This window comes from Kitasatospora sp. NPDC051170 (assembly GCF_044455705.1).
Classification (GTDB): Bacteria; Actinomycetota; Actinomycetes; order Streptomycetales; family Streptomycetaceae; genus Kitasatospora.
This window is the reverse complement of the sequence record NZ_JBITFA010000008.1, coordinates 56,634-79,305: the sequence shown is the minus strand read 5'-3', so window position 1 is coordinate 79,305 and position 22,672 is coordinate 56,634. Positions and strand designations below refer to the sequence as shown.

23 protein-coding genes are annotated in these 22,672 nt (G+C 74.3%); 15 read left to right on the top strand and 8 right to left on the bottom strand.

All coding sequences use genetic code 11. The features are described from left to right. Window positions 1-35 precede the first annotated feature (35 nt). Window positions 36-236: a helix-turn-helix domain-containing protein gene (locus ACIBCA_RS18390; protein ID WP_396284141.1), complete on the top strand. Its 201-nt coding sequence runs from the start codon at window positions 36-38 to the stop codon at window positions 234-236. Between the two features lie 85 nt (window positions 237-321). Here ACIBCA_RS18390 and efeB read toward each other — a convergent pair whose 3' ends face one another. From efeB to ACIBCA_RS18375, 3 genes are all read right to left on the bottom strand, one after another. Continuing rightward, window positions 322-1,653 carry an iron uptake transporter deferrochelatase/peroxidase subunit gene (efeB, locus tag ACIBCA_RS18385; protein ID WP_396283939.1) on the bottom strand — a complete coding sequence of 444 codons (1,332 nt, stop codon included), beginning with the start codon at window positions 1,651-1,653 and terminating at the stop codon, window positions 322-324. Then, entirely contained in the window at window positions 1,653-3,740 is a 2,088-nt protein-coding gene (gene efeU / locus ACIBCA_RS18380; protein WP_396283938.1) for an iron uptake transporter permease EfeU, read from the bottom strand. Before efeU ends, efeB begins: the two co-directional genes overlap by 1 nt. Before the next feature lie 239 nt (window positions 3,741-3,979). Further along, window positions 3,980-4,312 (bottom strand): hypothetical protein, encoded by a 333-nt coding sequence (locus ACIBCA_RS18375; RefSeq protein WP_396283937.1) that lies wholly within the window; start codon window positions 4,310-4,312, stop codon window positions 3,980-3,982. Window positions 4,313-4,718: 406 nt separating this feature from the next. Here ACIBCA_RS18375 and ACIBCA_RS18370 point away from each other — a divergent pair, with 406 nt between their 5' ends. Further along, on the top strand, window positions 4,719-6,374 hold the full coding sequence (locus tag ACIBCA_RS18370; protein WP_396283936.1) for a cytochrome bc complex cytochrome b subunit: 1,656 nt from the start codon (window positions 4,719-4,721) through the stop codon (window positions 6,372-6,374). A gap of 76 nt (window positions 6,375-6,450) precedes the next feature. Here the strand turns inward: ACIBCA_RS18370 and ACIBCA_RS18365 are convergent, their stop codons facing one another. After that, a complete protein-coding gene (locus ACIBCA_RS18365; RefSeq protein WP_396283935.1) occupies window positions 6,451-6,846 on the bottom strand; it encodes a hypothetical protein in 396 nt (131 codons plus the stop codon). 228 nt (window positions 6,847-7,074) lie between these two features. Between ACIBCA_RS18365 and ACIBCA_RS18360 the strand changes: the two genes are divergently transcribed. From ACIBCA_RS18360 to ACIBCA_RS18345, 4 genes are all read left to right on the top strand, one after another. Continuing rightward, window positions 7,075-7,692 (top strand): TetR family transcriptional regulator, encoded by a 618-nt coding sequence (locus ACIBCA_RS18360; RefSeq protein ID WP_396283934.1) that lies wholly within the window; start codon window positions 7,075-7,077, stop codon window positions 7,690-7,692. A 38-nt stretch (window positions 7,693-7,730) separates the two neighbouring features. After that, window positions 7,731-9,320, top strand: coding sequence for an FAD-dependent monooxygenase (locus ACIBCA_RS18355; protein WP_396283933.1), 1,590 nt, complete (start codon window positions 7,731-7,733; stop codon window positions 9,318-9,320). 111 nt (window positions 9,321-9,431) lie between these two features. Then, window positions 9,432-10,088: an NADPH-dependent F420 reductase gene (locus ACIBCA_RS18350; RefSeq protein ID WP_396283932.1), complete on the top strand. Its 657-nt coding sequence runs from the start codon at window positions 9,432-9,434 to the stop codon at window positions 10,086-10,088. A 99-nt stretch (window positions 10,089-10,187) separates the two neighbouring features. Beyond that, entirely contained in the window at window positions 10,188-10,619 is a 432-nt protein-coding gene (locus tag ACIBCA_RS18345; protein ID WP_396283931.1) for a YchJ family protein, read from the top strand. An 11-nt stretch (window positions 10,620-10,630) separates the two neighbouring features. On the opposite strand, the gene ACIBCA_RS18340 is transcribed toward ACIBCA_RS18345, so the two are convergent. Next, complete coding sequence (locus ACIBCA_RS18340; RefSeq protein WP_396283930.1) at window positions 10,631-11,704, bottom strand: polysaccharide deacetylase family protein; 1,074 nt, start codon at window positions 11,702-11,704, stop codon at window positions 10,631-10,633. 190 nt (window positions 11,705-11,894) lie between these two features. On the opposite strand from ACIBCA_RS18340, the gene ACIBCA_RS18335 reads away from it, so the two are divergent. Further along, on the top strand, window positions 11,895-12,422 hold the full coding sequence (locus tag ACIBCA_RS18335; protein WP_396283929.1) for a GNAT family N-acetyltransferase: 528 nt from the start codon (window positions 11,895-11,897) through the stop codon (window positions 12,420-12,422). On the opposite strand, the gene ACIBCA_RS18330 is transcribed toward ACIBCA_RS18335, so the two are convergent. Beyond that, the gene (locus ACIBCA_RS18330; RefSeq protein ID WP_396283928.1) at window positions 12,403-13,314 is read right to left on the bottom strand and encodes a carbohydrate kinase; all 912 of its coding nucleotides are present in this window, start codon (window positions 13,312-13,314) and stop codon (window positions 12,403-12,405) included. The two genes, ACIBCA_RS18335 and ACIBCA_RS18330, sit on opposite strands and share 20 nt — an antisense overlap. Window positions 13,315-13,616: 302 nt before the next feature. Here ACIBCA_RS18330 and ACIBCA_RS18325 point away from each other — a divergent pair, with 302 nt between their 5' ends. The 6 genes from ACIBCA_RS18325 (at window position 13,617) to ACIBCA_RS18300 (ending at window position 18,101) form a co-directional block, all read left to right on the top strand. Then, the gene (locus tag ACIBCA_RS18325) at window positions 13,617-15,008 is read left to right on the top strand and encodes a M1 family metallopeptidase (RefSeq protein WP_396284140.1); all 1,392 of its coding nucleotides are present in this window, start codon (window positions 13,617-13,619) and stop codon (window positions 15,006-15,008) included. Window positions 15,009-15,344: 336 nt separating this feature from the next. Beyond that, the gene (locus ACIBCA_RS18320) at window positions 15,345-15,866 is read left to right on the top strand and encodes a SigE family RNA polymerase sigma factor (protein ID WP_396283927.1); all 522 of its coding nucleotides are present in this window, start codon (window positions 15,345-15,347) and stop codon (window positions 15,864-15,866) included. After that, on the top strand, window positions 15,859-16,626 hold the full coding sequence (locus ACIBCA_RS18315; RefSeq protein WP_396283926.1) for a hypothetical protein: 768 nt from the start codon (window positions 15,859-15,861) through the stop codon (window positions 16,624-16,626). The genes ACIBCA_RS18320 and ACIBCA_RS18315 overlap by 8 nt, the downstream gene beginning before the upstream one ends. A gap of 52 nt (window positions 16,627-16,678) precedes the next feature. After that, window positions 16,679-17,425, top strand: coding sequence for a L,D-transpeptidase family protein (locus tag ACIBCA_RS18310; RefSeq protein WP_396283925.1), 747 nt, complete (start codon window positions 16,679-16,681; stop codon window positions 17,423-17,425). A gap of 47 nt (window positions 17,426-17,472) precedes the next feature. Then, on the top strand, window positions 17,473-17,829 hold the full coding sequence (locus ACIBCA_RS18305; RefSeq protein WP_396283924.1) for a hypothetical protein: 357 nt from the start codon (window positions 17,473-17,475) through the stop codon (window positions 17,827-17,829). A 44-nt stretch (window positions 17,830-17,873) separates the two neighbouring features. Beyond that, window positions 17,874-18,101 carry a hypothetical protein gene (locus ACIBCA_RS18300; RefSeq protein ID WP_396283923.1) on the top strand — a complete coding sequence of 76 codons (228 nt, stop codon included), beginning with the start codon at window positions 17,874-17,876 and terminating at the stop codon, window positions 18,099-18,101. A gap of 39 nt (window positions 18,102-18,140) precedes the next feature. Here the strand turns inward: ACIBCA_RS18300 and ACIBCA_RS18295 are convergent, their stop codons facing one another. Continuing rightward, window positions 18,141-19,688, bottom strand: a complete 1,548-nt coding sequence (locus tag ACIBCA_RS18295; protein ID WP_396283922.1) for a sigma-70 family RNA polymerase sigma factor — start codon at window positions 19,686-19,688, stop codon at window positions 18,141-18,143. A 158-nt stretch (window positions 19,689-19,846) separates the two neighbouring features. After that, window positions 19,847-20,764: a CAP domain-containing protein gene (locus ACIBCA_RS18290; RefSeq protein WP_396283921.1), complete on the bottom strand. Its 918-nt coding sequence runs from the start codon at window positions 20,762-20,764 to the stop codon at window positions 19,847-19,849. A 343-nt stretch (window positions 20,765-21,107) separates the two neighbouring features. Between ACIBCA_RS18290 and ACIBCA_RS18285 the strand changes: the two genes are divergently transcribed. Further along, on the top strand, window positions 21,108-21,317 hold the full coding sequence (locus tag ACIBCA_RS18285; RefSeq protein WP_396283920.1) for a ferredoxin: 210 nt from the start codon (window positions 21,108-21,110) through the stop codon (window positions 21,315-21,317). A 99-nt stretch (window positions 21,318-21,416) separates the two neighbouring features. Continuing rightward, on the top strand, window positions 21,417-22,640 hold the full coding sequence (locus ACIBCA_RS18280; protein ID WP_396283919.1) for a cytochrome P450: 1,224 nt from the start codon (window positions 21,417-21,419) through the stop codon (window positions 22,638-22,640). Window positions 22,641-22,672 lie beyond the last annotated feature (32 nt).

The following is a 22,672-nucleotide window of genomic DNA, read 5'->3' as shown; positions in this document are numbered from 1 at the left end:
GCCCCTCAGCCCAGACTGAGGCCGCGGCCTCGTTCATCCGGCACCGGCGGCTGGAGCACTGTCGCGCCGACCTGATGGCCGCCGCCTTCGGCGGGGTGTCGGTCGCCAGGATCGGCGCGCGCTGGGGGTTCCCGGACGCGGCGGTGTTCAGCCGGACGTTCAAGGCCGCCTACGGACTGCCCCCGGGCGAGTTCCGCCGACGGGCCTTCACCGGCTCCGGGTTCGTCCTGGCGTGACGCACGTCCAGGTGTGACGCACGTCCAGGTGTGACGACGGCGGGCCCCGGCGACGAATCGCCGGGGCCCGCCGGGGGAGGTGCCGTCAGACGGCGGCCAGCAGCGCCCGGCCGAGCCAGTCCGCGTTGTCCTTCACGCCGGGCAGGACGAAGAAGTACCCGCCGCCGGTCGGCGAGATGTAGTCGACCAGCGGCTCGTCGATCAGCCGGGTCTGGGTGGCCTCGAACTGCCGCACCACGTCCTGCTGGTAGCAGCAGAACACCAGGCCCATGTCGAGGTTGCCCGCCTTGTCCACGCCCCGGTCGTAGTTGAAGCCGCGGCGCAGGATGCGGGAGGTGTCGGTGTCGGCGGTGCGCGGGTTGGCGAGGCGGATGTGGGCCTTGAGCGGGATCGCCTTGCCGTCCGGGTCCTTGGCGTAGTCCGGGGTGTCGTTCTCCGCGTGCCCGTCCAGCGGCGCGCCGGTGTCGCGGCGGCGGCCGAACATCTTCTCCTGCTCGGCGAGGGTGACGCGGTCCCAGAACTCGATCAGCATCCGGATGATCCGAATGACCTGGTAGCTCCCGCCGGTGGCCCAGGCGGGCTCACCCGCGCCGTCCTGCACCCAGATCAGCCGGTCCATCTCCCGGGAGGAGGTGGTGTCCGGGTTGACGATGCCGTCCTTGAAGCCGAGCAGGTTGCGCTGGGCGCCGTCCGGGCGGGACTGGTTCTGGAAGCCGTCGACGCGCCAGAGGATCTGCAGGGCGCCGCGGGTGTGCCGGGTGATGTCGCGCAGGGCGTGCAGCACGGTGTCCTGACGGTCGGCGCAGATCTGCAGCGAGAGGTCGCCGTGCAGTTCGGCGGCCTGGAGGTTGTCGTTGGGGAAGGTCTTCATCGGCGCGAGCTTGACGGGCTTGGCCTTGGCGAGGCCGTAGCGGTCGTCGAAGAGCGAGGCGCCGACGCCGACGGTGACGGTCAGGTTGTCGGTGGTCACGGTCGGGCCGAGGATGCCGCTGTCCGCGGGCGGCGCGCCGACGCCGAGGTCGGGCGGGGTGCCTCCGGCGGTGAGGAAGCGGATCCGCTCGGTCAGGGTCTTGAGGAGGTCTTCGAGGCCCTTGCGGTCCTGGGCGATGACCTGGCAGGAGACGAACGCGGCGTAGCCCGGGACCGGGGTGGTGACGCCGGCCTGGTGCGCGCCGTGGAAGGGCACGACCCCGTTCGACGCCTGCTTGCTGTCCCCGGCGGTGGCCGTGCCCGTACCGAGGGCGAAGGAGGCCCCGCCGGCGAGGACGGCAGCCCCGGCGCCCGCGCCGAGCGCGGCGCGCATGAAGCCGCGACGCGCCGGTCCGGCCTCCGCCACCGCCGTCGCCGCCGTCGGAGCAGCGGGGGCGGTGTGGCCGAACGGGCAGGTGCCTCCGGAGGCTGCGGTGTGGTCGGTCATCAGGCGGCCTTCCGGATCTCGAGCAGGGCGGGGATGGGCGAGAGGTCTTCGAGCAGCTGGCCGGTGGCGCCGTTGATCTGACGGCGGGTGTCGGCGGGCAACTGGTCCAGGGGCGTCCAGCCCTCGGGCTTGTGGGCGGCGGCGACGAGGTCTCCGACCCGCTTCATCCCGGCGTTGACGCGCACCAGCACCTGCGGGTCGCGCTCGTCGAGCAGCGGCTGCAGGACGGTCAGCAGCTCCTGGGTGCCGGCCAGGTTGGCCTGCGTGGTGGCCAGGTTGGTGCCGCTGCCCTGGTCGGTGTCGCCGGTCAGCTCGAACTGCAGCGTGTTCTCGAGGATCTCGTGGGCGCGCAGCGGCAGGTCACCCGGGTCGAACTGCTGCCCGGGGAAGTCCTGGACGAGCTTGGCGACGTCTCCGGAGAGCTGGTCGGCGACTCCCGTCAGCTCCTCGGCGGACTGGCCGTGCCACAGGCCGTACTCCAGCCGCAGGAAGCCGGAGAAGTCCTTGTCCCGGGCCTTGTCGGCGAGGCCGTCGGGGCGGCCGTCGATCTTGCCGTCGAGGTCGGCGAAGGTGCCGTAGGCGGCGCCGAGGGAGGCGTACCGGAGGTGGGCGGTGAGCCAGTCGGCCTTCGCGGTGGCGAGGTCGCCCGCGTGGACGTCGGCCTGGAGCTTCTGCGTCTCGGTCAGCAGGGTCGCGAGGCCCTTGTTGACGTAGTCCTTGTAGGCGTCGAGCGGGCCCTTGAGGTCGTCCTCGGCCACGGGCTTGACGGCCTTGACCTGGGCGCCGCCGGTGACGTGGACGGCGGCCGAGGTGACGGACTTCCCGCCGGTGGGCACGCAGCGCCAGGCGTAGTCCCCGGAGCCGATGGTCGCGGTCAGCGCCCGGGTGGTGCCGGGGGCCAGGCCCTCGATCTCGCCGTAGACGGCGCCGGTTCCGGGGTTGACGAGGTACACCTCGGAGACCTTGTCCCCGGTGTTGTGCATCTGGAAGACCTGCTGGCCGGGCAGCGGGGTGGTGAAGCCGTGGCCGCACTCCGCCTCGGAGACGGAGACGGTGGAGGAGCTGTCCTTCTTGCCGTCACTGGCCGCGATCACCACGCCGGCGACCACCACCGGGACGGTCACCAGCACGACCGGCACCACCCAGCGCGGACGCCCGGAGCGTACGGGCTCGGCGGGCTCCTCCTTCGGCTCCGAAGCAGCCGAAGCAACCGGGGCAGCCGGGGCAGCCGAAGCGGCCGGGGCGGAAGGAGCCGGGGCGGAAGGTGCCGAGGCCGGCCTGCGCACACCCTCGACGAACAGCGTCATCACCACGCACAGGTACGCCACGTACCCCAGCACCTGCAGCACCGTCATCGTGACGGTCAGGTTGAGCGTGCCCTGCACCAGCGTCGCGTACCAGGACGAGGCGTCCAGGTGCCCGCTCAGGTCGACGGCGTACGTGCTGCCGCCGCCGACCAGCCCGGACTCCTGGAGGTCGCGCAGCCCGTACCCGAGCACACCCGCCGCGACGACGATCAGCCCGGCGCCGGTGATGGTGAAGAACCGGGTGAGGTTCATCTTCAGCGCCCGCCGGTACAGCCCCCAGCAGAGCCCGGTGGAGAGCAGCAGGCCGACGGCGGCGCCGAGGAGCGGGCCGGTGGACTCCCCGGCGGTGCGCACGTTGGTCCAGAGGAAGAGCGAGGTCTCCAGGCCCTCGCGGGCGACGGCGAGGAAGCTGGTGAGCACCAGCGCGCCGGCGCCCATGGCGAGCGAGGCCTGCACCTTCTCCTTGAGGTCGGCGGAGAGGGTGCGCGCGGAGCGGCGCATCCAGAACACCATCGCGGTGACGAAGCCGACCGCGATCAGACTGAGCACCCCGCCGAACGCCTCCTGGGCGTGGCCGGAGAGGTTGGCCGCGGTGAAGGTGAGCACCGCGCCGAAGCTGAGGCTGAGCGCGACGGCCGCCGCGACGCCGGTCCACACCTGGGGCAGTCGGGCCCTGTGACCGAAGCGGACGAGCGTGGCGACGAGGATCGACACGATCAGTCCGGCTTCGAGGCCCTCCCGGAGCCCGATCAGAAAGCTCGGAAACGCTTCATCCCACATGCAGCGGGCTCCTCCCCCGGGCCGCCCCGGGTCATACCGGTCCTGAGGCCCCCGACGCCGGCGGCGGGCGGGGCGGCACAACCGAACGCCCCGGACGGATATGGTCCGGGGCGACACGGATTAGCTTAGGCAAACCTTAGGGTCGGGCCGGTCAACTGCACCCCACGATCGCGTAAGAGTTCGGTATGAGAATGGTTGTGCGAAGGTCAAGACCGCAGGTCAACACCGTGCAGCGCGTCTCACCCCCACCACTGCCCGGGGAGGGCCTCCGGCTCGTCCGGCCCGGCCGCGCCCACCCTCGCGGGCTCGGCCGCGGTGACGAGCAGACCGCCGTCCGCCGTCCCGGCGACGAGGTGGCCGCGCTCGCGCAGCACCGTCGCGGCGGCCTCGACGACCGCCGCGCGCGTCGCCCCGGAGGGCGGGCCGTCGGGCCCGTCGGCGGGCCGCCAGCCGACCACCACCCCCTCGGGGCCCGGGCCGATCCACAGCGGTGAGGCTCCGGGCGCGGTGTCGAAACCGGCGCGGGCCAGGGCTTCGGTGACGTCCTCGCAGAGTTCAGGGTGATCCACCATTGGCGCAGCGTAGGCCCGGGCCCGTACGGCCCCCCGGCGCCGCGCGCGCCGGAGCGCCCCAACGGCACCCGACCGCAGCAGCGGCACCCGTACGGCCGTCCGGTGGACGCCCGATCGGGCGTCAGGGACCCCCGTCCGGCCCGACACGAGCCGCCGGACGGGCCGATGGACGTGCACAGTCGGCGCGCTGCGGACAGCATGTCAGAGTAAGCGCTTCATCACTCTGAGCAGCGGGCCGGCGGATCGGGCCGATCCGCCCGCCGGTGCGTCCGGCGGGTCCCGCATCGAGAGGTCCCATGATCACCACACTTCGTCGGCCGGCCGTCGCGCCGGCGGGCCTCCCCGTCGGCACGACGGCTCGTCGGCCGAGGACGCCGATGACGCGGATGACGCCGGGGAGCCAGTCGTGAGCACCGACCAGCAGTCGAAGCCGGGACCGGTCACCAGCACCCGCGCCAAGCCGGCGAACAAGGCCGAGGCCCTCGCCGACTGGACCGACGGCCGGCTCGGCATCTACTCCCTCGCCAAGGCGAACCTGCGCAAGATCTTTCCGGACCACTGGTCCTTCATGCTGGGCGAGATCGCGCTCTACACGTTCGTCATCATCATCCTCACCGGCGTCTGGCTGACCCTGTTCTTCAAGCCGAGCATGGGCGAGGTCGTCTACGACGGCTCCTACGTGCCGCTCAAGGGCATCCGGATGTCGGAGGCGTACGCCTCGACGGTCGACATCAGCTTCGAGGTGCGCGGCGGCCTGCTGATGCGCCAGATCCACCACTGGGCGGCGATCGTCTTCGTCGCCTCGATGCTGACGCACATGCTGCGCGTCTTCTTCACCGGGGCGTTCCGCAAGCCGCGTGAGATCAACTGGGTCTTCGGCGCGCTGCTGCTCTTCCTCGGCATGTTCGACGGCTTCATGGGCTACTCGCTGCCCGACGACCTGCTCTCCGGCACCGGCATCCGGTTCATGGAGGGCGCCGTCCTGGCCGTCCCGATCGTCGGCACGTACCTGCAGTTCTTCCTCTTCGGCGGGGAGTTCCCGGGCTTCGACATCGTGCCGCGCCTGTTCACCGTCCACATCCTGCTGATCCCCGGCATCATGGTCGGCCTGCTCGCGGCCCACCTGATCCTGGTCTTCTACCACAAGCACACCCAGTTCGCGGGGCCCGGCCGCACCAACGACAACGTGGTCGGCATGCCGCTGCTGCCGGTCTACATGGCCAAGGCCGGCGGCTTCTTCTTCCTGGTCTTCGGCGTGGTGGCGGTGATGTCCGCGATCGCGACCGTCAACCCGATCTGGGCGTACGGCCCGTACCGGCCCGACCAGGTGTCCACCGACGCGCAGCCCGACTGGTACATGGGCTTCTCCGAGGGCCTGGTGCGCGTGATGCCGGGCTGGGAGATCAGCGTCTGGGGCGGGCACACCCTCAACCTCGGGGTGTTCGTCCCGCTGGTGATCTTCCCGACCGTGCTGCTGGTCATCTGGTGCTGGCCGTTCCTGGAGGCGTGGGTCACCGGCGACCGCGGCGAGCACCACATCGCCGACCGGCCGCGCAACGCCCCGGTGCGCACGGCGTTCGGCGCCGCCTGGATGAGCCTCTACCTGATCCTGCTGGCCGGCGGCGGCAACGACCTGCTGGCCACCCACTTCCACCTGTCGATCAACGCGATCACCTACGCGGTGCGCGCGGGCTTCTTCGCCGTGCCGGTGGTCGTCTTCGTGATCACCAAGCGGTGGTGCCTGGGCCTCCAGCGGCGCGACAAGGAGAAGGTGCTGCACGGCCGGGAGACCGGCGTCATCGAGCGGCTCCAGCACGGCGAGTTCGTCGAGATCCACGCGCCGCTGCCGCAGGGGCGGCTGCACACGCTCACCTCGCACGACCAGCCGCAGCCCTCCGAACTGCCGCCCGCGGTGGACGAGAACGGGGTGGCGCGCAAGGCGGGCCTGCTGACCCGGGCGCGGGTGAAGCTGTCGCGCGGCTTCTACGGCGAGGGCAGTCAGATCGCCAAGCCGACCGCCGAGGAGCACCACGAGATCACCAGCGGCCACGGCCACCACTGATCCCGGCTCGAACACGACGAAGGCCCGCCGCACCCGCGGCGGGCCTTCGTCGTTGCGAACCTTCGTCGCTGCGGGCTCAGCCCCGCAGGGCGGCGGGGACGACGGCGAGCAGCGCGGCCGCCAGGGTCACGGACAGGCAGAGCACCGCCCAGCGGCCGCAGATGCGACGGCACTCGGCGCGGTAGCGGGCGGCGAGGCGGCGGCAGCGCTCGACCGCGCGGTCCACGACCTCCTCGGCGTAACGCAGGCGGTCGGCGGTGTACGCCTGTTCCAGGCTCTCCCGCTCGGCGGCGGGCAGCCAGGGGAACTGCTCGGCGAAGGCCCGGGCGTCCCGTTCGGCGGCCGCGACCTCGGCCTCCCAGGCCAGGAACCCCTCCAGGCGGGCGAGCCCCAGCCGGGACTCCCCGCGGCCGCCGGTCGGCCCGCCCTGCCGCGGGGCCCGTGCTCTCGGCGGACGCCGTCTGCCAGCCATGACCGCTCCTCGTGTCCTGTCGGGTCGTCCCGCCGGCACGCCGTCCGGGACTCACTCCTGCGCTGGATCGCTCCGCGACCACGCCACTACTACCAGTGACCGTGCGCAGCTCACCGCCCGACTCGCCGACCCCCTCGGCGGCGGAGCCGATCCGGGGCGACCGGCGGTTTGGACGTTGCGTGCCGCGCATACTTGCGTGGCACGCAACTTTCTGGCCAGAGTGGGCACATGACGAAGGAGCAGCCCGGTCTGCGGGAACGGAAGAAGGCCGCGACCAGGGAGGCGATCACCTGGGCGGCGCTGTGCCTGGCCGTCGAGCGCGGGCTGGAGAACGTGCGGGTGGAGGACATCGCGGCCAGGGCCGGGGTGTCCCCGCGCACCTACAACAACTACTTCTCCAGCAAGGCGGAGGCGATCGTCTCCCGCCACCACGACCGCATCGTCCTGGCCGCGGAGGAACTGCTCGCCCGCCCGGCCGAGGAGCCGCTGTGGGAGGCGCTCACCCACGTCCTGCTCGCGCGCTTCGAGCGCGCGACCGAGGACCCGGACCCGGAGTGGACCTCGGCCGTACGGCTGGTGATGAGCCGGCCGGCCCTGCAGGCCGAGTTCAGCCGCGGCGGCGCGGTCGCCCGTACGGGCCTCGCGGCCGCGGTGGCCGCCCGCACCGGCACCGACGCCGCCCGCGACCTCTACCCGAGGCTGGTCGCCGCCGTGGCGCTGGCCGCGGTCGACGCCGCCAACGAGCAGTACCTCGCCGCCGACCCGGTGGTGCCGTACCGGCCGCTGCTCGCCGACGCGCTGCGCCAGGTGGCGGCCGGGCTGCCGGCTCCTCCGTCATCCCCATGAAGTCACCGCGAACTCACCGTCCCTGAGGGGGATTCGAGATGAGCACACCATCGACGACCGTCGACGTCGTCATCGCGGGCGCCGGCCCGGTCGGCCTGATGCTGGCCTGCGAGCTGACCCTGGCCGGGATCCGGCCGGTGGTGCTGGACCGGCTGACCGGGCGTTCGACCGCGCAGAAGGCCAACGGCCTGGTCGGCCAGGTGGTCCGGCTGATGGACCGGCGCGGACTGTACGAGCCGCTGGGCGGCACCGGCACCCCGCAGCCCGTGCCCCGGTTCGTGTTCGGCGCCTTCCCGCTCGACCTGAGCCTCGTGCCGGACAGCCCGCTGCACGTCCTGATGACCCCGCAGCACCGGATCGAGGCGGTGCTCGAGGAGCGCGCCCTCGAGCTCGGCGTCGGGTTCCGCCGGGGCTGCGAGGTCACCGGGTACGCCGAGGAGGCCGACGGCGTCACCGTCGAGTACCGGGGCCCCGAGGGCGAGGGACGGCTGCGCGCCCGGTACCTGGTCGGCGCGGACGGCGGGCGCAGCACCGTCCGCAAGCTCGCGGGCATCGGCTTCCCCGGGGTCACCTCCACCGACCCGGTCTCGTTCACCGGCCACGTGGCGCCGCTGGAGGGCCTGCGCACCACCGAGTCCGGCGCGCTGCTGCTGCCCGGCTGCCCGACGCCGATCGCCCCGTTCACCCACACCCGCACCGAGCACGGCGTGGTGGTCGTCGCCCCGTTCAGCCCGCAGGCCACCATGCTGGCCGCCGTGGAGTGGGGCCGCCCGGCCCCGGAGGAGGCCGAGCCGGCCACCCTGGAGGACCTGCGCGCCGCACTGCGGCGGGTCACCGGCGCCGACCTGGAGCTCGCCCCCGCCCCCGAGGGCTTCCCGCAGGGCGTACGGCGCCACGCCGGGCACAACACCCGGCTGGCCGAGCGCTACCGGCGGGGCCGGGTGCTGCTGGTCGGCGACGCGGCGCACGTCCACGCCGCCGCCGGGGGCCCGGGCCTCAACCTCGGGCTCCAGGACGCCGCCAACCTCGGCTGGAAGCTGGCCGCCGACATCCGGGGCTGGGCACCGCCGGGCCTGCTCGACACCTACGAGGGCGAGCGGCGGCCCGTCGGGGAGCGGGTGTTCATGCACAGCCAGGCCCAGATGGCCCTGATGGCCCCGGGCGACGGCATCACCGCGATCCGCGCCCTGTTCGGCGAACTGCTCGCCCACCCGGACAACCTGGGCCGGATCACCTCGCTGATGGCGGGCAGCGACGTCCGCTACGCCGTCGACTGCGCGCACCCGCTGGCCGGGCGCTTCGCCCCGGACCTCACCGTGACGACCACCGAGGGGACCGCCCGGCTCGCCGAACTCACCCGCACCGCAAGGCCGTTGCTCCTCGACCTCACCGGCGGGCCCACCGGCGGGCCCACCGACGGCCCGCCCGGCCTCGCCGACCGGGCGGCGGGCTGGAAGGACCGGGTGGACGTCGTGTCGGCGCGCTGCGCGGAAGCGCCCGCCGGCGCGCTGCTGCTGCGCCCGGACGGGTACGTCGCCTGGGCCGGCGGGGCCGAGGCGGACGGCCCGGACGGCCCGGACGGGCTGGAGCGGGCACTGAACACCTGGTTCGGCGCGCCCCGGGCCTGAGCCCCGCCCCTGAAACAGGCCGCGCGAGCGGCCCGGCGTCCACTATCGTCGTCGCGGCCCGTGCCACCGGGGGCGGGCCGTCATCTGACGGAACGACGGGACGGGGACGCGGTGCGCGTCGGAATCATCGGTACGGGCATGGTCGGGCAGACGCTGGGGAGCAAGCTGGTCTCCCTCGGCCACCAGGTCACGCTGGGATCGCGGAGCAAGGACAACGAGAAGGGCCTGGCCTGGGCCGAGGAGGCGGGCCCCGACGGCCACACCGGCACCTTCGCGGAGGCCGCGGCCTTCGGCGAGGTGGTGCTGAACGCCACCGGCGGCACCGTCTCCCTGGAGGCGCTGCGCGCGGCCGGGGCCGAGAACCTCGACGGCAAGCTGCTGATCGACATCTCCAACCCGCTGGTGTTCGGCCCGGACGGCCAGGTGAGCCTCGACCCGGTGAACACCGACAGCGTCGGCGAGCGGATCCAGCGCGAGTTCCCCGGGGCGAGGGTGGTCAAGACCCTCAACACCGTGAACCGCGAGCTGATGGTGGCCCCGGAGAAGCTGGCCGGCGAGCACAACCTCTTCGTCGCCGGGAACGACGAGGCCGCCAAGGCCGAGACGGTCGCGCTGCTCGGCGAGTTCGGCTGGCCGGCCGAGTGGATCATCGACCTCGGGGACATCGCGGGCGCCCGCGCCACCGAGATGATGATGCCGTTCTGGCTCCGGGTGATGGGAAGCCTGGGCACCGCCGAGTTCAACTACCGCATCCAGCGAGCCGGTTGATCCGGCTCGGGACACACCCTGAGCCCGCCCCCGCGCGCACACCGCCGACGGGGGCGGGCCCGGGGCGGCCACGGGCGGCCGGTGGGGGAGAATGGGGGCATGTCCCGACGTCGCTCCGCGCCCCGCCAGGCCGCTCCCCGGCTGCTGCCCTCCTCCCCCTGCCCGTGCGGGCTGCCCGGCACGTACGGCGACTGCTGCGGCCGGCTGCACCGCGGGACCGCGAAGGCGAGCACCGCCGAGTCGCTGATGCGCTCGCGCTACAGCGCCTTCGCCGCGCGGGACGAGGCGTACCTGCTGCGCACCTGGCACCCGGACACCCGGCCCGCCGAGGTGGAGCTGGACCCGGGGCTGCGCTGGACGGGGCTGGAGGTGGTCGCCACCACGGAGGGCGGGGCCTTCCACTCCCAGGGGACGGTGGCCTTCCGGGCGCACTGGACGGAGGGCGGCGAGGAGGGCGTGCTCACCGAGAACAGCCGCTTCGTCCGGCACGAGGGCGCCTGGGTGTACGTCGACGCCCTCTCGCTCGGCTGATCGGGCGCTCCTTACAGGTAGTCGTCCAGGCGGGCCAGGGTGAAGCCGGCCGCGGTGACGTCGTTGACGACCTTGCGCAGCAGGTCCGGCATGGTGGCCTTCCAGATGTCGGTGCCCCGGAAGTGGGTCAGGATGATGTCGCCCGGGTGCAGCTTCTGGTCGTCGTAGCGCCAGTCCATGCGGTCCGGCCACGCCTCCTCGTTCCACATCGGCACCGCCTGCACGCCGCAGGAGGCGGCTGCGCGCAGGGTGTCGTCGTTGTACTCGCCGTAGGGCGGGCGGAAGAGGCGGGGGCGGGTGCCGATCTGCTGCTCCAGCTGGTCCTGCTGGCGGCAGATCTCCGCGCGCTGGGTCTCGTAGTCGAGGACCTTGAGGTTGCGGTGGTTGATGGTGTGGTTGTTGATCTCCACACCCTGGGCGTGCAGGTCGCGGAAGTAGCCGTAGTTGTCGCGGGCGAGGTAGTCGGAGACGAACGCGCTGACGGGGACGCCGAGTTCGTCGAGCATCCGGTTGAACTCCGGGTCCTTCTCGGCTCCGTCGTCGACGGTCAGGAAGACCACCTTGTCCTCGGTGGGCACCCGGTAGACGACGGGCGGGCGGCCCTCCTTCATCTTGACGCCGGTGGTCGGGCTCAGCGCGACCCTGGCCGCCGGGCGCGGGGCCTTGAGCAGCGGGGTGGTGACGCCCCAGCGCTGGGCGGTCTCGAAGGCGGCGCGCACGGCGGCCTCCTGACGGGCCACCGCCTCGCTGCTGCTCTCCTCCTCCTTGCGGGCGAGGCCCGGCAGCAGCGGCGGCGCGGCCGGAGGGCGGGCGGTGCCGCGCTCGGCCACGGCGGGGGCGGCCGCGTTCGCCTCGACGTTCGCCTCTGCCTTCGCCCCTGCGTTCGCACCGGCGTTCGCACCGGCGCCTCCCCCTGCTTCCGCGCCGGCGCCCGCCACGGCCGGGGCTGTCGGGGCTGCCGGGGCCGCCGGGGCGGGCTGGGGACGGTCGGGCGCGGCCGGCCCGGCGCAGCCGGAGACGACGGCGGAGAGGCAGACGGTGGCCAGCAGGCTTGTTCGCGCCGCTCTCCTCTGACTCCCCCTCAAACCCCCATTAATCCGACTATCTGATGGTCTGCTCATGAGGGCACTGCTCCCCCCTCACGGGCCCCCGCCAACCCTCCATCACCCGTGCGGGGCAACGACGCGCCGGGCACCTTGCCCATCCTTTGCCTGGCCCCCACCTGCGGAGAAAACCCGATTGCGGCCGACGGGCCCGACCGACGATCATGCGCCCATGACCGACACCGCGCACCCGACCCACCGCTGGACCGTCACCCCGGAGGACGTGACCACCCCCGAGGCCCAGCGGCTCCTGCGCGACTACTACGACGACGTCGCCAACCGCTACTACCGCCTCCACCTCGGCCGCGAGGGCACCCCCGAGGAACTGGAGACCGGCTTCGCCGACTCCCCCAGCGACGACCTCGCCCCGCCCACCGGCGTCTTCCTGCTCGGCCGCCACGACGGCGCCGCCCAGTCCTGCGCCGGGCTGCGCCTGCGCGAGGACGCCACCGTGGAGCTCACCCGCGTCTTCGTCCGCCCCGCGCTGCGCGGTACCGGCGGCGGCGCCCGGCTGCTCGCCGCCGTCGACGAGGCCGCCCGGGCGCTGGGCGCCCGCCGGATCGTGCTCGACACCCGGCTCGACCTGGTCGAGGCCCGCGCCCTGTACGGCCGCCACGGCTACCGCGAGATCCCCGCCTACAGCGACGGGCCCTACGCCGAGATCTGGTACGCCAAGGAGCTCACGCCGTCGGCGAGTTGACCGGCACCCCTGCCTGCAGGGCCGCCTCCAGCTCCGCCGCCGAGGGCGGGTTGGCGCCGGGGCGGGAGACGGTGAGCGCGGCGGCCGTCACGGCCTCGGCCAGGCAGCCCGCCAGGTCGGTGCCGGCGGCGCGGGCGTGCAGCAGGGCGGCCATGAAGGAGTCCCCGGCGCCCACCGTGTCCGCGACCCGCGCGGGGACGGCGGGCACCCGCAGCCGCTCGCCCTCGGAGGTGAGCGCGAAGGCGCCCCGCTCACCCAGGGTCACCGCGACCACGGACGGGCCGAGGGCCAGCCAGCGTTCGGCCACCGCCTCGGGCCGCTCACCCGGGTAGAGCCAGTCCAGGTCCTCGTCGCTGGCCTTGACCAGGCCGCTCAGCGCCACACAGCGCTCGACCCGCCGCACGGCCCCGGCCCGCTCACCCATCAGCGCGGGGCGCACATTGGGGTCGTAGCTGACCGGCACCCGGCCGCGCCAGCGCTCCACCAGGGCGAGGACGGAGGTGGCGCCCGGTTCGGTGACAGCGCCGATCGAGCCGAGGTGGAGGGCGGCGGGCGGCGCCCCGAGGTCCACGGGCGGCAGCGTCCAGCCGATGTCGAAGGTGTACTGCGGACGCCCCTGCCCGTCCAGGCGGACCACCGCCGAGGGCGTGCGCGCCGACTCCGCCGCCCGGACCGTCACCCCGGCCGACTCCAGGTGCGCCCGGATCAGCCTGCCGTTGGCGTCAGGACCCAGCTCCGTCAGCAGCACCGCCGGGCGGCCCAGCCGGGCCAGGCCGTACGCGACGTTCGCCGGGCTGCCGCCGGGGTGCACCACGTCCGGGGCGCCGTCCGCGCGGACGATGTCGGCGACGCACTCGCCGACCACCAGGACGGGGGAATCGGGGCTGGTCACGGGCGGGCTCCTGGCGTCCGGTGCGGGCGGCGGTCGGGCGCCACCCTACGGGGCGATGCCGGACGAGGGGAGCCGTGCACACGAGTACGGCCGCCGGATCTGGCCAGGAGCTCCGGCGGCCGTGACCTCGTCCGTCAGGGGACGAAGTGATTCCGAGACTAGGCACACCCCGGGCTCGCTGCCAGCACAGTGCGCCGTCCGGGGGATCACCGCGTGTCGCGGGGGGCGATCGGCTAGCGTCCGGCGGTGTGCTGAACCTTCTGCGCGGGACTCGTGCCGTCCTCGCCCTGGTACTCGGAGGGGTGCTGCTGTCCGGCGCCGTCCCGGTGGCGAACGCCGCGGACGGGCTGGGCGACCCGGTCTTCCCCGAGCTCGGCAATCCCGGCTACCGGGCGCTGGCGTACGACCTCGCCTTCGACTACCGGGGCGACACCCGCACCGTGGAGGCCACCGCCGCCGTCACCGCGCGCCTCGACCGGACGCTCGCCGAACTGCGGCTGGACGCCCTCGGGTTGGCGGTGCGCGCGGTGCGCGTCGACGGGCGGCCGGCCCGGTTCGCCACCCGGGACGAGAAGCTGGTCGTCACCCCGGAGCGGCCGCTGCGGCGCGGCGGCACGGCCCGGGTGAGCGTCGAGTACACGGCCGATCCGCGCGCCCGGCTGCCGCACAGCGCCTGGGTCCCGACCCCGGACGGCTTCGCCGTCGCCCCGCAGCCGGACACGGCGCACACCGTCTTCCCCTGCAACGACCACCCCGGCGACAAGGCCCGCTTCACCGTCGCCGTCACCACCCCGGACGGCCTGACGGGCGTGGCCGGCGGGGAGTTGACGGCCACCGAAGCCCTGGGCGACGGCCGCACCACCCGCCGGTACGTCTCGCGGGCGCCGATGGCCACCGAGCTGTTCCAGCTCTCCGTCGGCGACTACACCGTGCGCGAGCGCACCGGCCCGCACGGGCTGCCGGTGCGCGACGTCGTCCCGACCGCCCGGGCCGCCGCCCTCGAACCGGCCCTCGCCCTCACCCCCGGCCAACTCGCCTGGGCGGAGGACAGGTTGGGGCCGTTCCCGTTCGAGACCTACGGCCTCCTGCCGGTGAACAGCGACGACCCGGCCGCCTTCGGCTTCACCGGGCTGGAGACCCAGACCCTCACCCTGTACAAGCCCGGCTTCCTGCTCAAGCCCGAGCCGGCGATCGGCTCGCACATGATGCACGAGATCGTCCACTCCTGGTTCGGCGACAGCGTCACGCCCGCCACCTGGGCCGACCTCTGGCTCAACGAGGGCCACGCCGACTACTACGGACTGACGTACCGCTACGAACGCGGCTGGCCCGACGACGCCGGGCGCACCACCCTGACCGAGCGGATGCGCGAGGTCTACCGGCAGGGCGACCGGTGGCGCCGCGAGGCCGGGCCGGTCGCCGCGCCCACCGCCGAGCACCTCTTCGACGACCAGCGCTACCTCGGCGGCGCACTGGTGCTGTACGCCCTGCGCGAGAAGGTCGGCGAGGACGCCTTCGCCCGGATCGAGCGCGCCTTCCTGACCCGCTACCGCCACGGCAACGCCGACACCCGGGACTACGTGCGGCTCGCCTCCGAGGTCGCGGGGCAGGACCTGGACGGGTTCCTCGGCGCGTGGCTGTACGGGCGGAGCACCCCGCCGATGCCGGGGCACCCGGACTGGACGGTCGGGTAGCGGAGCGGGTGGCGGACCGGGCCGCGGGGCGCCGCGCCCGTACGCCGGGTTTGCGTCCGCGCGCCCGTGTGCGCCCCTGGCCGGGCGGGTGGCGCGGGGCCCATCGTGGTACTCACGGCCCGCCCGCCGCCCGGCCTAGCCCCGGTCGGCTCGCGGGCCGTCCAGCTTTCCCCTCGGCGCTTTCCCCCGAGAATCCCGCAAGAAATCTCGCCCCGGCGGGCAACCGGACCCGCCCGCCATCGCGTTCAGCAGCCGTGAGAACGACATCGACGGCGCGGCCCCTCGGCCCGCCACGGCTGACGGGAACGGCGCGGACACCATGGCGGGGGCGGCGGGATGAGGGACGCGACACCGGACTTCGGCGAGTTCGTCGCCGCCTGCGGTCCCAAACTGCTGCGCACGGCCTGGCTGCTGACCGGCGACCCGCACCAGGCCGAGGACCTGCTGCAGACGGCGCTCGCCAAGGTCTGGCCCCGCTGGGAGCGGATCGCGCGCGACCGGCCCGAGGCGTACCTGCGCAGAGTCCTCGTCACCTGCCATGTCTCCTGGTGGCGGCGTCGCTGGACCGGGGAGCTGCCGCACGGCGAACTGCCGGAGCCGGCGCCGGGCGCGGACCCGTTCGAGGGGGTGGTGCTGGGGCAGGTGGTCGCCGAGGCCGTCCGGGCGCTGGCGCCGCGCCAGCGGGCGGTGGTGGTGCTGCGGTTCTTCGAGGACCTGAGCGTGGAGGAGACCGCCGAGGTGCTGCGCTGTTCCACCGGCACGGTCAAGAGCCAGACGCACCGTGCGCTGGCCGTCCTGCGCGAACGGCTGCCGGAGCGCGAACTGCTCCTGCACGGGCGCGGGGGGCGGCATGAGTAGGCGCGACCTCCACCGGGACGTGTACGACGAGGGTGAGCTGCGTGAGCTGCTGCACCGCGCCGTGCCCCCGCTGGCGACGCCGGACGACCGCGTCCGGCAGGTGCTCGCGAAGGCCGGGCGCACCCGGCGCCGTCGGCGGGCCACCGGGCTCGCGGGCGGGCTGGGCGCCGGGCTGCTCGCGGCGGCGCTGGCGGCCGCGCCCGCGATGGCCCCGCGCGGGCCTGACGCGGTGATCGAGCCGGGGGCCGGTGCCTCGGGCTCCGCGTCCGCGCCCGGGGAACCGGTGGTGACGACCCGGTTCCCGGCGTTCAGCCTCGCCGTGGACCTTCCGCCGGGCTGGCAGGCCCGGAGCGTCACCGCGAACCCCGCGGACGGCATCGGTCACCTGGCCAACCTGCCGTTCGACGCGAAGCCCTCCTGCCCGGCGAACACCGGCTCCTGCTCGCCGCTCGGGCTGCTGCCCGCCGACGGCGCCGTCCTCACGGTGCGGCTCACCACGGTGACGCAGCAGGACACGCCGACACCGGCGGCCCTGACCGACATGACGCTCGACAAGGACTGCTCCACCCACGGCGGCACGCGCGAACTCCTCGGCCACCGGACGGTCGGGACGGCCGAGAAGCAGGCACGCGTCGAGGTGACCGCCTGCCTCAGGACGCCGAGCCAACGGACCCTGGGGCAGGTCCAGCACATCCTCGACTCGGCACGGGTCGCGGGCCCCGCCGACGAGGGCTCGGCCGTCGCCGAACCACAGGGCTGAGCCCCCCTTCCTCCTCGCCCCTTTTCCCCCTTCACGTGAGGAACAGATCGACATGTCCCTACCCCGTCGCGCCCTCTTCGGGCTCGGTGCGCTGGTCCTGGCGGGCTGCGCGCCCAGCGGCCACCCGGCCTCCGCGCCGGCCATCTCCGCCGCGGCGCCCGCCGCCGTACCCTCCACCACGACGGCCGCGCGGCCCGCGCCGCCCGAGCTGCCGCGCCAACTGCCGGGCGTCGGGCCGAGGATGCTCGCCGCCGTCCCGGCCGAGGCGCGCCAGGTGCTGGTCGTCACCGGCGACGGTCCGGAGGCCACCACCGGGCACGCGGTGCTCTACCGCGACGACGGCGCCGGGTGGCTCGCCAGGCCCTCCTCGCCCACCCGCAACGGCGGGCACGGCTGGAGCGCCGACCACCGCGAGGGCGATCTGCGCTCCCCCGTCGGCGTGTTCGGCCTCAGCGACGCCGGCGGCCGCCTCCCGAACCCGGGCACCCGGCTGCCGTACGACCGCACCGACACCTTCACCATCGGCGGCACGGGCCTGATGGGTGAGCCGCTGGCGGGCTCCTTCGACTACGTCGTCGCCATCGACTACAACCGGGTGCCGGGCAACTCGCCCCTGGACACCCGCCGTCCGCGCGGCGGCCGCTTCGGCGGCGGGATCTGGCTGCACGCCGACCACGGCGGCCCGACCCACGGCTGCGTCGCACTGCCCCTGGAGCGGATGCGGGACCTCCTGCTCGCCCTCGATCCAGCACTCCACCCGGTAGTGGTGATGGGGGACGCGCAGTCCCTGGCGGGGTGATGATCAATTCGGTCGAGCGGGACCGGCGCTCCGCGTAGCCTCAGCCCATGGAGGATCAGGAGACGTACGCGCGGTACCGGGAGGACGCGAAGGTGCTGGCGGCGATCGGGGAGCACGTCCACGCCCAGGTCGACCGGGTGCCGCTGCGGCTGCCCCGGGCGCTGGCCCAGGCTGCGGTGGACGCCTGGGAGCGGGACGAGGAGGGCGACATCGGGGAGGAGACGATCGCCGAGTACGAACTGCGGGGCCAGGCCGGTGACCTGGCGCTGCTCGGCCTCTCGATCCAGGAGAGCGGCCGCTGGGAGGGCGAGGAGGTCGTCGTCGACCTGCACGTCTCCTACGCCGGGGCGGCCTTCGACGCGTACGTCGAGGCCGCCGGGCCGGCGTTCCGTCGGCGGGACTGAGGCGCATCGCGTAACCCGGGCGGCGGAGTGTCGTTGGACCTGCCATGAAGAAGCGCAGCATGCTCGCCGTCGCCTCCCTGGCCGTGGGGGTCGTCGCCTCCCTCACCGCTCCCTCCGCGCACGCCAGTGCCGTCGGCGGGCAGGAGGGCCTGCCCGGGCCGCTGGCCGGCGCGCCGGACGCACTGCCGGGGCAGGTCGGGGACGCCGGTGGCGTGGTCGGCTCGGCCACCGGGTTCGTGACGGGCTCGGCGCCGGGTCTGACGCCCGCGTAGGTCGGGGCACCTGGTCGAGCGCCGGGGCAGGACACCCGGTCAGGACATCGGCGCGGCGAGGTCCTGCGTCCAGTAGGTGGCCGTCGGGGTGGTCGCGAAGCCGACGCCGACGTCCTTGAAGGCGCAGTCCAGCAGGTTGGTCTGGTGGATGCCGCCGTCCATCCAGCGGGAGACGACGGCGGCGGGGGTGATCGGGCCCCGGTCGAGGTTCTCGCCCCACTGGGACCAGCGGTAGCCCGCGGCGGTGATCCGGGCGTCGGTACGGACGCCGTCGGGGCCGATGTGGTCGAAGTAGCCCCGGGCCACCATGTCGTCGACGTGCTTCTGGGCGGCGGTGTGCAGGCGGGGGTCGATCCGCAGCGGGCCGCAACCGGCCTTCGCCCGTTCGGCGTTGACCAGGTCGACGAGCTGGCGCTCGGGGTTGGGCGGCGGGGCGGTCGGCTTCGCGGTGGTCGCCGTGGGCGTCGGGGTCGGTGTCGGAGACGCGGTGGGCGTCTCGGCCGGGGTCGGCGTGTCGGCCGCCGCGGCGACGGTCGCCGGGGCGGTGTCGGGGGCTGCGGCGGCCGGGGTGGTCGGCGCGGGTGCGGCCTGCTGGGGCGGTTCGCCGTGCGGCCAGACCATGGCGAGGGTGGTGACGGCCAGGACGGCGGCCGTGCCGCCGGTCAGGGCGGCCTTGCGGGTGACGGAGCCCGTCCAGCCGCTGTGCCCGCCCGCGGCGTTCCCGGCGTGCCGGGCCGCCGTGGAGGCGGCGGTGGCGGCGGCGTGCTGGAGGGACAGCGCCGTGGGAAGGCCCGGCAGGCTCGGCGGGAGCGGCACCAGGGCGAGGCCCGCGAGCAGCCCCTCGGCGGGGAAGAGGTCGCGGCCGAGGCGGTCGCAGTCGGCGCAGCCCCGGACGTGGCGGGCGATGCGCTTGCGCCACACCGAGTTGGGGGTGCCGTCGAACCCGGTGGTCAGTTCGGCGAGTTCGGGGCAGCGCGGGTACGCGCCGAGTGCCCGGACCACGACGCGGCCGGCCTCCAGCTGCTTCTTCATCCGCTGGACGCGCACGGCGGTGTGCTGCGGGCTCAGGTCGAGGGCTTCGGCGAGTTCGGCGCGGGTGAGCTCGCCGGACGCCTCCATCCACCAGAGGGCGAGCAGTTCGCGGTCGTCCGGGTCGAGCCAGCGGGTCGCCTCGGCGACCTCGCGGCGCTGTCCGGACAGGCCGAGGCGCAGGATGGTCAGGTCGGTGAAGTCGGCCCGGGGGTCGGCGACCTCCCAGGTCTCGTCGAGGCCCCCGACGGTGGGCTGCTGCCGGCCGTCGGCGTGGCGGCGGCGGATCTGGTTCATCGTGATGGCGACGAGCCAGGAGCGGAAGGCGTCCGGGTCGCGCAGCCCGTCCAGGCCGTCGAGGGCACGGATCATGGTCTCCTGGGCGACGTCGTCGACGTCGGCGTGGCCGCCGAGGGCCCGCCCGGCCACGTTGTAGACGAGTGGCAGCCAGGCGGCGGCCAGCGCCTCCTGGGCCTGCCGGTCTCCTGCCTGGGCCGCCCTGACCAGGGTGCTCCCGGTCCGGTTCCGCACGTCCCTGCCGTGCACCTCAGCGTTCATGGTCCGCACTCCGTGTTGCCGTGTTTCCGTCCGCCGCTGCCTCCTCGGAGACTCGTGGGGAGTGATCAGATAACAACAATGTGCGCGGAATCGGAAAATCGGCTCTGATCGGTCTCTCGGTCGGTCTCTCGGTCGGCGTCTCCGGCGGCGGCCGGGACTCAGGACGGGGAGGCGAACACCTGGGTCCACCAGGGGCCGCCGGAGCCCGTGCGCACGCCGACCCCGAGCTGCTTGAAGGAGCAGTTCAGGATGTTCGCCCGGTGGCCGGGGCTGTTCATCCAGGCGTCCATCACGGCGGCCGGGTCCTTCTGGCCCCGGGCGATGTTCTCGCCCCAGGTGCTCCAACGGTAGCCGGCGGCCTCGATCCGCTGGTCGGCGTGCTGGCCCTCGGGGGTGGCGTGGTCGAAGTAGTTGCGGTCGGCCATGTCGTCGCTGTGCGCCTGGGCGGCGGTGGCCAGGCGGGAGTCGGCGGTGACCGGGCCGCAGCCGGCCTTGGCGCGTTCGACGTTCACCAGGTCGAGCACCTGCTGGGCGTAGCCGGGGGACGCCCCTCCCCCGGCCGGGGCCGCCGGGGCGCCGGTGGCGGAGCGCTGGGCCGTGCCCGTACCGGTGGCCCGGGCGGCGGTCGGGGTCGGCTTGGCGGGGGCGGTGGTGGCGGTGGTGGCGGTGGGCGCCGGGGTGGCGGTCGCGGTGGGTGACGCCGGGGCGGTGGGCGTCGGCGCGGCCGTCGCGCTCGGGCTCGCCGGCGCCGGTACCGTCCCCGTGCCGAGCGCTCCGGCACCGGGCACCTGGATGCCGTCGTGGGTGCCGACCTCGGCCTCGATCAGGGAGTCGGCCGCCAGCGACTGCGCGGCGGAGTCCCGGTCGGTCTGCTTCCCGCCGAAGGCCGCGTACCCGGCTCCGGTCAGCGCGGCGACCAGTCCGGTGCCCGCCACGGCCGCGACCACCGCCGTGACCGGCAACAGGGCGCCCCGGCGCTTGCCCCGGCGCCCGCGGCCAGCCTGGCGCCGGTCCGCGCGCCGGGATGCGCGGCCTTCGGCGGCCGGGAGGATGGTCGTCCTGTCGTCGCTGTTCACGTGGTCACGCTTTCTGTCCGGGCCGGCTCGATCGGGTCCTGGGGTCGGGTGCCGACACCTGGGAGACCCCTGCCCGGCGTGCCGATAACAGAAATGTCCGAACGGATGTCCGGAGGACCCGGACGGACGGTCCGGGAGTGCCCCGCGGGGCTTCGATTCGTCCGAGTGACGTCGATTCAAACCTCCGGTTCCACCGAACCGTTCCGGACCGGGTTGAATCGGCCATTCTCGACAAAACCCCCGACGGGCGATCCGTGGACGGACAACTGGCGGTTAGGTTGGCAATGACAACGAGAGGCGCTCGCCCGCGGGCCGGCGCCGCATCGACGAGAGGTGCCCGCCCATGCAGGTGAGCGTCGACCGGGACCGCTGCTGCAGCTCCGGCATGTGTGTCACCAACGCCCCCGACATCTTCGACCAGGACGACCGGGACTCCCTGGTGATGCTCCGTCAGACCTCCTTCCGGCCCGAGCAGTTCGCCGCGCTGCGGCTGGCCGCCGAGCTCTGCCCCGGCGGCGCGATCAGCGTCACCGAGGACGCCCCGGAGAGCTGAGCACGACCCCGCCGTTACCCGGCCCGTCCCCCGCTCCCCACCCCGCCCCGGCCCGAACCCGCCCGAACCCCCAGGACTCCGCGACACGAGGAGACCCCCGTGACCACCACACCCACCACACCCACCGCCACCGCCGTCCCGATGCCGTCCCCGCACTCCGCCGGGTGCCCGTTCGGCCCCCCGCCCGCGTACACCGAGGCCGCCACCCGCGGCCCGGTCACCCGGGCCGACCTGCCCGACGGCGGGTCCTGCTGGCTCGCTACCGGCTACGCCGAGGTCCGCGCCATCCTGTCCGACCGCCGCTTCAGCGCCGACGCCCGGCACCCCGCCTTCCCCTTCCTGCTGCCCGGCCGGCGCGAGCTCGTCGCCGCGAACCCGACCTTCGTGCGGCTCGACGACCCCGAGCACGCCCGGCTGCGCCGGATGGTCACCGGCGACTTCCTGGTCAAGAAGGTCGCGGCGCTGCGCCCGGCCATCCAGCGGATCGTCGACGAGGCGCTGGACGCGATGACCGAGGGCCGCACCTCGGCCGACCTGGTCGCCGAGTTCGCGCTGCCCGTGCCCTCCCTGGTGATCTGCCTGCTGCTCGGCGTCCCGTACGAGGACCGGGCTCGGTTCCAGGGCCTCAGCCGCATCCTGCTGAGCAACACCAGCACGGTGGAGGAGGTGGGCGCCGCCTCCGACGAGCTGCGGGACTACCTGACGGAGCTGGCCGCGCTCAAGCGGGAGCGGCCGGCGGACGACATCATCAGCCGCCTCGCCGCCCGGGACGACCTCACCACGCGCGAGGTCGCCGCCACCGGGGTGCTGCTGCTCGTCGCCGGGCACGAGACCACGGCGAACATGATCGCCCTCTCCACGGCGCTGCTCGTCGACCAGCCCGAGCAGGTCGCCAAGCTCGCCGACCCGGAGCTGGTGCCCGGGGCCGTTGAGGAGCTGATGCGCGTCCTGACCATCGTGGACAACGGGCTGCCCCGGGTGGCGACGGAGGACGTGGAGCTTGGCGGCGTCCTGATCCGGGCCGGGGAGGGCGTGATCGCGCTGGTCTCCACCGCCAACCGCGACGAGACGGTGTTCGGCGACGCCGGGCACCGGCCCGTCGACGAGGTCGACCTCGGCCGCGACGCCCGGCGCCACCTGGCCTTCGGGTTCGGCGTGCACCAGTGCCTCGGGCAGCCGCTGGCGCGCGCCGAGCTCCAGATCGCCCTGCCGACGCTGTTCCGGCGGCTGCCGGGCCTGCGGCTGGCGGTGCCGCGCGAGGAGCTGGCGTTCCGCACCGAGTCGCTGATCTTCGGGATGCGCTCGCTGCCGGTGGCCTGGTAGCGGACGGGGCCCGGGAAGGGCGCTGCCCCGGC